This is a genomic window from Cognatishimia sp. F0-27 (assembly GCF_020667845.1).
GTDB lineage: Bacteria > Pseudomonadota > Alphaproteobacteria > Rhodobacterales > Rhodobacteraceae > JAFMPQ01.
In genome coordinates this window covers 65,867-72,605 of sequence record NZ_JAFMPQ010000026.1, presented here as the reverse complement: position 1 = coordinate 72,605, position 6,739 = coordinate 65,867, and the positions used below count along the sequence as shown (strand labels likewise).

General features: G+C 62.5%; 7 protein-coding genes. 4 read left to right on the top strand and 3 right to left on the bottom strand.

Translation table 11 applies throughout. The features are described 5' to 3' along the window. The first annotated feature begins 591 nt into the window (after positions 1 to 591). Positions 592 to 1,056, top strand: a complete 465-nt coding sequence (locus J1C49_RS14520) for a hypothetical protein (RefSeq protein WP_227446554.1) — start codon at positions 592 to 594, stop codon at positions 1,054 to 1,056. A 39-nt stretch (positions 1,057 to 1,095) separates the two neighbouring features. Here the strand turns inward: J1C49_RS14520 and J1C49_RS14515 are convergent, their stop codons facing one another. Both J1C49_RS14515 and J1C49_RS14510 read right to left on the bottom strand, forming a co-directional pair. Next, positions 1,096 to 1,521: a BrnA antitoxin family protein gene (locus J1C49_RS14515; protein ID WP_227446553.1), complete on the bottom strand. Its 426-nt coding sequence runs from the start codon at positions 1,519 to 1,521 to the stop codon at positions 1,096 to 1,098. Continuing rightward, entirely contained in the window at positions 1,502 to 1,687 is a 186-nt protein-coding gene (locus J1C49_RS14510; RefSeq protein WP_227446552.1) for a hypothetical protein, read from the bottom strand. The genes J1C49_RS14515 and J1C49_RS14510 overlap by 20 nt, the downstream gene beginning before the upstream one ends. Here J1C49_RS14510 and parE point away from each other — a divergent pair. Genes parE through J1C49_RS14495 form a run of 3 tightly spaced genes read left to right on the top strand, consistent with a single transcriptional unit; the run spans position 1,686 to position 4,970 of the window. Then, entirely contained in the window at positions 1,686 to 3,644 is a 1,959-nt protein-coding gene (parE, locus tag J1C49_RS14505) for a DNA topoisomerase IV subunit B (RefSeq protein WP_227446551.1), read from the top strand. The two genes, J1C49_RS14510 and parE, sit on opposite strands and share 2 nt — an antisense overlap. A gap of 55 nt (positions 3,645 to 3,699) precedes the next feature. Continuing rightward, entirely contained in the window at positions 3,700 to 4,239 is a 540-nt protein-coding gene (locus J1C49_RS14500; RefSeq protein WP_227446550.1) for a relaxase/mobilization nuclease domain-containing protein, read from the top strand. Positions 4,240 to 4,277: 38 nt separating this feature from the next. Beyond that, positions 4,278 to 4,970 (top strand): hypothetical protein, encoded by a 693-nt coding sequence (locus J1C49_RS14495; RefSeq protein ID WP_227446549.1) that lies wholly within the window; start codon positions 4,278 to 4,280, stop codon positions 4,968 to 4,970. Between the two features lie 76 nt (positions 4,971 to 5,046). Here the strand turns inward: J1C49_RS14495 and J1C49_RS14490 are convergent, their stop codons facing one another. Further along, positions 5,047 to 6,549, bottom strand: coding sequence for a hypothetical protein (locus J1C49_RS14490; RefSeq protein ID WP_227446548.1), 1,503 nt, complete (start codon positions 6,547 to 6,549; stop codon positions 5,047 to 5,049). Positions 6,550 to 6,739: the final 190 nt, after the last annotated feature.

Below are 6,739 nucleotides of genomic sequence, written 5' to 3'. Positions count from 1 at the left end.
ACATCAGGTCTCGTGCCAAGCTGATCTCCATCGCAGATACCAGCTTGAATCACGATCAGCGTGCCCTGTGAATCCCTTTTGTCAACACAGCCTAGCTATTAGTCATTGCTTATTGCGCAATGAACTTCGGCCGATTCCAGATGGACCAGCGCCGACCCGCGGGGCGTCGCATCCCAACAGTCCTTCTAAAGCGCTTTATCCCGGCCAAATCAGGACTCCGCTCAAGCGACGCACCCAACCCAACCATAGCGCCGCCCCGGGGGGCGGGTCATGCCGAAGGCATGCGTCCCGCATGACGCTGGTGCGGCGGCCTGCGCCTTGATTCCCCACCGAGGCAAAAACCGACCCAAGGCAACCACCACACCAGCGGGTCAACAACACGAAGGACCGCCAGCGCACGACTCCCCGAGCACCCGGCAGACACCTGCGTGGGCCGGTGATCGTTAGGCACGCTCAAAGACACCCGCGCCCACCCGTCGGAAATGCTCCGCCTTTTTCGGCGGCCGACATAATTCGCGAATTCCGGCAAACCGTGGTAGTTTACGTTTACGTCACCTTTGTGACGCCACCCTTTGATCCGGAGTATTTTTCATGCGTCTTTCTTATCTTGCCGCGCTTGCGGCGCTTATTCTCCCGTTCCCCGCCCTTGCCTTTGACGCAAACGGCACAGGCCATGGAACAAGCATGAACGAAGCCATGCCCGTGCATGAAGGGCTTGTGGTGGTCAAGGTCGCCTCCAGCTACACAGGCTTCGATACCGACGATCCCAACAACATGCTCGCGACGGCGAACGGCCCCTGCTACGGCACGATGATCATCGACAAGGGAGCCGTAACCGGCGGCGGAGCCTGCGACTATACTGATGCCGATGGCGACCGCATCGTGATGCGCTGGACGCCAACGGGCTTCGATCCCGAAGGCCGCACCGTCGGCAACTGGGCCCTGATCGGCGGCACCGGCAAATGGATGAACGCCAGCGGCGAAGGCGCGTTCAACGCCGGCGGCGACGGCGACGCCTATACCAACCGCGTCACCGGCTCGGTCAACATGAACTGAATCGGCGGCCCCCCATCGTCCCGGGGGGCCATCGCCTTGCTACCGTTCCACAACGCCCCGGTTGATCCCGTTCACATGGTCGCCCCATTCCGTCCGCGCCTTCTCCGCGCGCCGCAAGACCTCCTCGGGCCGCATCACGAAATCCGACGTGTCCGGCCCCTTCACGATCTTCGCCAGCCTGTAATGCATGAACGCGCGCAGCACCCGGTTCATCCGCGCCTGATACCCCGGCCCCATCGCCTTGAAGAACTTCACCACATCCGCGTCGAACGCCACCGTGCAGCGCGTGCGTCTCACATCCCGTCGGTCCTTCTCCTCCCAGATGTCGTGCCATTCGCGCGGCAACCCACGCCGTTCGAACAAATGGTCAAGCAAGTCGCGCTCCACCATCTCCATCGCGTCCATCGCATACATGTAATCCACGCGCTGTTTCGCGGTCATCGTTTCAATCGGGTGCTTGCTCATCCCGGGCTCCCGTTTCGTGATCCTGCACCAAAAATGCTGCCGTTCCGTTAATCAATCCTGCATCCATCGGGCGCATGCTTTGTGCATCGAATGTGCATGGATTGTGCATGGCCATTTCGCCTGTCATACTTGGCCCCAAGCCACCCATAAAAAGAGCAGAACCCATGGCCGATGACCTCCTCTCCGCCTCCGATCCGGGCGATTACGATGCCTCCTCCATCGAGGTTCTCGAAGGGTTGGAGCCGGTTCGAAAACGCCCCGGCATGTATATCGGCGGCACCGACGAACGCGCGCTGCACCACCTCGTTGCGGAGGTGCTCGATAACTCCATGGACGAGGCCGTCGCGGGTCATGCCAACCGCATAGAGGTCGCGTTGCTTAGCGATTATTCCATTGAAATCAAAGACAACGGGCGCGGCATCCCGATTGACCCGCACCCCAAGTTCCCCGACAAATCCGCGCTCGAAGTGATCCTCTGCACGCTGCACGCGGGCGGCAAATTCTCCGGCAAGGCCTACGAGACCTCCGGCGGTCTGCACGGGGTTGGTGCCTCCGTGGTCAACGCCCTGTCGGATTCCATGGTCGTGCAAGTCGCTCGAAACAAAGAACTTTTCGAGCAGCGCTTTTCCCGTGGCATCCCGCTTGGCCCGGTTTCCAAGATCGGCGCCGCACCCAATCGTCGCGGCACCACCGTCACCTTCCACGCGGACGAAGAAATCTTTGGATCTCATAGGTTTAAGCCGGCTCGCCTGCTTAAGATGGTGCGCTCCAAGGCGTATCTCTTCTCCGGAGTTGAGATCCGCTGGAAATCAGAGATCGACGATGGCGAGACGCCGCGCGACGCCACGTTCCACTTCCCCGGCGGCTTGTCGGATTACCTCATCGAAACCTTGGGCAAAGCAAGCACTTACGCCGAAAAACCCTTCGCCGGCGTGGTCGATTTCAAGGAGAAATTCGCCACCCCCGGCAAGGTCGAATGGGCGATCAACTGGACCCCGTCGCGCGACGGGTTCATCCAGTCCTACTGCAACACCGTGCCCACGCCCGAAGGCGGCACGCATGAGGCCGGGTTCTGGGCCGCGATCCTGAAGGGCATACGCGCCTATGGCGAGCTGGTAAACAACCGAAAAGCTTCACAAATCACGCGCGATGACCTGATCACCGGCGGCTGCGCGCTGGTGTCCTGCTTCATCCGCGAGCCCGAATTCGTCGGCCAGACCAAGGACCGTCTCGCCACCACCGAAGCCCAGCGCCTCGTCGAGAATTCGGTCCGCGATCACTTCGACAACTGGCTCGCCTCAGATACAAAATCCGCGGGCGCGATCCTCGATTTTCTCGTGCTGCGCGCCGAAGAACGCCTCCGCCGCAAGCAGGAAAAAGAGACCGCGCGCAAATCCGCGACGAAAAAACTGAGGCTTCCCGGTAAGTTGACCGATTGCTCCTCCAAGTCACGCGAGGGCACGGAGCTCTTCATCGTCGAGGGCGATAGCGCGGGCGGCTCGGCCAAGGGCGCGCGATTCCGTGAGTTTCAGGCGCTTCTGCCCCTGCGCGGCAAGGTGCTCAACGTGCTTGGCGCGGCTTCCTCGAAGCTCGGCCAGAATGCCGAGATTCGCGATATCTGCGAAGCACTCGGCGTCGGCCTCGGACCGAAATTCAACGTCGACGATCTGCGCTACGACAAAATTATCATCATGACCGACGCCGATGTGGACGGCGCCCATATCGCGTCGCTGTTGATGACATTCTTCTTCACCCAGATGCGTCCGCTGATCGACCAGGGGCATCTCTACCTCGCCTGCCCGCCGCTCTATCGCCTGACACAGGGCGCGCGCCGGATCTACGTGGCCGACGACGCGGAGAAAGAGCGCATGCTGGCCAAAGGCCTTGGCGGAAAGGGAAAAATCGATGTTCAGCGTTTCAAGGGTCTTGGCGAGATGGATGCCAAGGACCTCAAGGAAACCACCATGGACCCCAAGAGCCGAACGTTGATTCGGGTGACGATCGATGAGGATGCGCCCGGCGAAACCGGGGATCTGGTCGAACGCCTCATGGGCAAGAGACCGGAACTGCGCTTCCAGTATATTCAGGAAAACGCGCGCTTCGTCGAAGAACTCGACGTCTGAAAAAGGGCGCCGGGGCTAACCGCAATTTAACTGATGTCTGCCATGTCTTTGGCCCATGGAACGGGTCACGTTGAAACTGTCGGAACACGCGATTGCCGCAGCCGGGCGCATCGCGCGGGATCAGGACATAACACTCGGTCAATTGATCCGCGATCTGCTGGATAAGGAAATTGCGCGCCGCCGATGCGATGCGAGACCGCCCAACAGGGCGGATGAGCGGCTCCTCGCGCCCTTGCGTGCGCGCCTCGCCCCAAGTTTCGCCGAAGCCAAAGACTGGCAAGACCTGCAAATGCGCCTGCGTGATCACGGTGTCACCCTGCGCCCCGCCGGGGGTGGCCTTGCCCTCTACGAATACCGGACAGAGCAACGCCTGTGCAAAGCCTCCGAACTTGGCTGGAGCTACAGTCGACTCGTGCACCGCTTTCGCGAAGGGTTCCCGGGTCACGCGCACACATGGATCGCGCAGCGCGTCGCCGCGCGTATGGAGCCTAGCGAGAGCAACGATCTCTTTGATCCGATCGACGATGCGGACCATCCGGGCCAGACTCCTCGCCAGACAACCCATTCCGAAAGAGATTTGGGCGGCCTGCACTGAGGGCTTGCGCAACTGGCCGGAAATCGTATCGATTATGCATGCGCCTTGTTATCACTCTCCTGTGCATCTTGGGACTGGCTGCCTGCGGACGCCCTCTGACCGTGAACGAACGCGCCTATCTGCGCGCGCTTAAGGGCGATCAGATCGACCCCTCATCCATCCGTCTGAACAACGGACATTTTGCCGGATCCTACGTTTATGAAATCCCCGTGCGTCCGCGCACGACCTGTCAGGAGCGGATCTGGCCGCCGCTGACAGAGCGGACAACCATGGAAGTCTCTCCCGCCGCGACGGTCATCTACAACACCGTCCTGCTGCGCAAGGATCTTTACGACACCGACATGCTGCGCGGCTGGCCGGACGAAATCAACCTGTTCGACGCGATGCTCTTTGCCCATGAGGCAACCCATATCTGGCAATGGCAAAACCGTGCCATCACGGGTTTCACGCCTCTGCGTGCTCTGTCCGAGCATACCGCCAGCGCGGACCCCTACCTTTTCGATACCGAGACTGACCGCGCATTTCTCGACTACGGCTTCGAGCAGCAGGGAAGCATCGTCGAGGAATACGTCTGTTGCCGCCTCCTTGATCCGGATGCTCCGCGCACTGCGCGGCTGCGAGCCATGATCGGGGCCGTCATGCCGATTGACGGGCTGGACTCGGTGCTCGACGACCCCGTTGTGCGGTTGCCCTGGCCCGGCGCAGATACGCGCGGCATCTGCCGGCTCTGACCACGCCGCCTGTCTGTATCATGCACAAAAGCCGGCCCGGCCCGCATTGCCGCCCCACTCATTCATGCGCCGCCGATCACACAACCGCCGTAAGAACCGGACTGGCCCGGCCGCCCATCTCCGGGCAGAAAGGCACGGAGACACCATCCCGAGTCAGGCTCACGTGAGCCCGCCCGAAGCGGCGCTGCGTTGCCCTCAGCCGAAGGGTCGCGCCATCGAAATCGCGCAAATGCAGGGCAGCGGCGCGGTTGTCGGCTTCCAGCCGATCGCGCAGCAAACCCAGCGCAATGGCCTGTCCGAGACGCAGTTCGCGGTGGTTCTCCGCAGGGTAGTGCGTGGCCTTGACCGCGCGCGCCAGCCCGCATTGTGACGCCAGCAGATCCAGTTCCGCCCCCAGTGACCCATCATGCGCGCGGTGCATTGCGGCACAGGCCACGTGCCGGGTCGTCGTGTTGAAAACCGCCTTCATCACCGTCGCCAGCGCCCCTGCCGTAAGCACGGCCGGTGCCAGATCGGCAGGATGTGGCGGATGCTCGTTCGGACCCAAAAGCGGCAGGAAAAGCGCATGGCTCATGGACAGGGGCCGGCGCGGGTTGCGGTGCGCGCAGGTCATCCAATGCATGAGGCGCGGGGCAAACCGCTCCAGAAGACCTGCGGCCGCCGCCAGCGCTCGGGCATCCACCGGGTCATCGACATCCTCGCGCGACAGCGTCACGCTCAATCGCGCGGCCGTCACCGCGGGACGCGAAAGCCTGTCGCGATCCGCGGCAAGCGTCAGGCTCATGGCACGTGCCCGTTTCTCCGCCTCAGCCATCAGCGCAAAGAGACGGCCCGCACTCCAGGACGCCCCCCCGACCGGCATGCCAGAATCAAAGCGAACGCCGCGCGCCAGCGCATCAAAGGCAGCATTGTAGTAGACCCGCCCGATTGGCGTGGCCTCGATCTGATCCGCCAGCGCGTGCAGGCTGCGCGCCGCAGGCTGCTGCGGCGTCAGCCCCGGCAAACCAAGCCCCGCCCCCGCGTGCCGACCGGCCCAAAGCACAAAATCCGACAGCGGTGCGGTTTCAGCCGGTGCATCACACGGACCCTCCGGTGTGCCGATCTTGCGATCCGCGGCAAGCAAGCCCGAAGCCTTGCCACTGCAACTCTGCGACACGCCGCAGCGAAACAGACTCGCAAGGGTCAGCTGTCCGGTCGGATCCAGCGCCGCGCGACGCCGTGCATGGGCGGCATCATCGAGCTGCCGCCAATCCTCTTCCGGTGTCTCCGCATCGAACCACGGCAGAGAGCGCAGCTCGCATAGCAATTCGCTCAGCGTGAACCGAACGCCATGATCCAGCACGATCTCGGCATGCGGATCCGCAAGCGCAGAGAGCGGCAGGTCCCGCACGAGCCCCATGACAAAAAGCGTCGCCATGTCCGCTGCCAGTTCCTGCGGCGCATGCGCCAGCAGGCCGGGCGGCGGCATCGGCACCCGCTCCGCTTGGGCTGCGGCCCCTCCGTCGATGATGCGCAAGCCTGACTGCTTTGCCTTTCCAGCCTGCGGTGATGGTTGTTCAAATGTCTCGTACCGTGTCATGATGTCTTCCCCCGGATCGTTGCGCATGCCTCGCAAGGCACACCCTTACGCAACGTTAAGGACACAGTGGCTCCGCTCCGTGAACGCAGCGTGAAACCTGCGCCAATCCGGCGCAAATTTCGTTCACGGAGGCGTCTGCGCTATAGCGCGGGCTTGACGCACCGCACGCCTGCGGCGTTTGCTGACGCAC

Excerpts from the sequence above, each read along its gene's own strand:
- J1C49_RS14520 (WP_227446554.1), top strand. The coding sequence starts at position 592 with ATGCGTCTTTCTTATCTTGCCGCGCTTGCGGCGCTTATTCTCCCGTTC.
- J1C49_RS14515 (WP_227446553.1), bottom strand. The coding sequence starts at position 1,521 with ATGAGCAAGCACCCGATTGAAACGATGACCGCGAAACAGCGCGTGGAT.
- parE (WP_227446551.1), top strand. The coding sequence starts at position 1,686 with ATGGCCGATGACCTCCTCTCCGCCTCCGATCCGGGCGATTACGATGCC.
- J1C49_RS14510 (WP_227446552.1), bottom strand. The coding sequence starts at position 1,687 with ATGGGTTCTGCTCTTTTTATGGGTGGCTTGGGGCCAAGTATGACAGGC.
- J1C49_RS14500 (WP_227446550.1), top strand. The coding sequence starts at position 3,700 with ATGGAACGGGTCACGTTGAAACTGTCGGAACACGCGATTGCCGCAGCC.
- J1C49_RS14495 (WP_227446549.1), top strand. The coding sequence starts at position 4,278 with ATGCGCCTTGTTATCACTCTCCTGTGCATCTTGGGACTGGCTGCCTGC.
- J1C49_RS14490 (WP_227446548.1), bottom strand. The coding sequence starts at position 6,549 with ATGACACGGTACGAGACATTTGAACAACCATCACCGCAGGCTGGAAAG.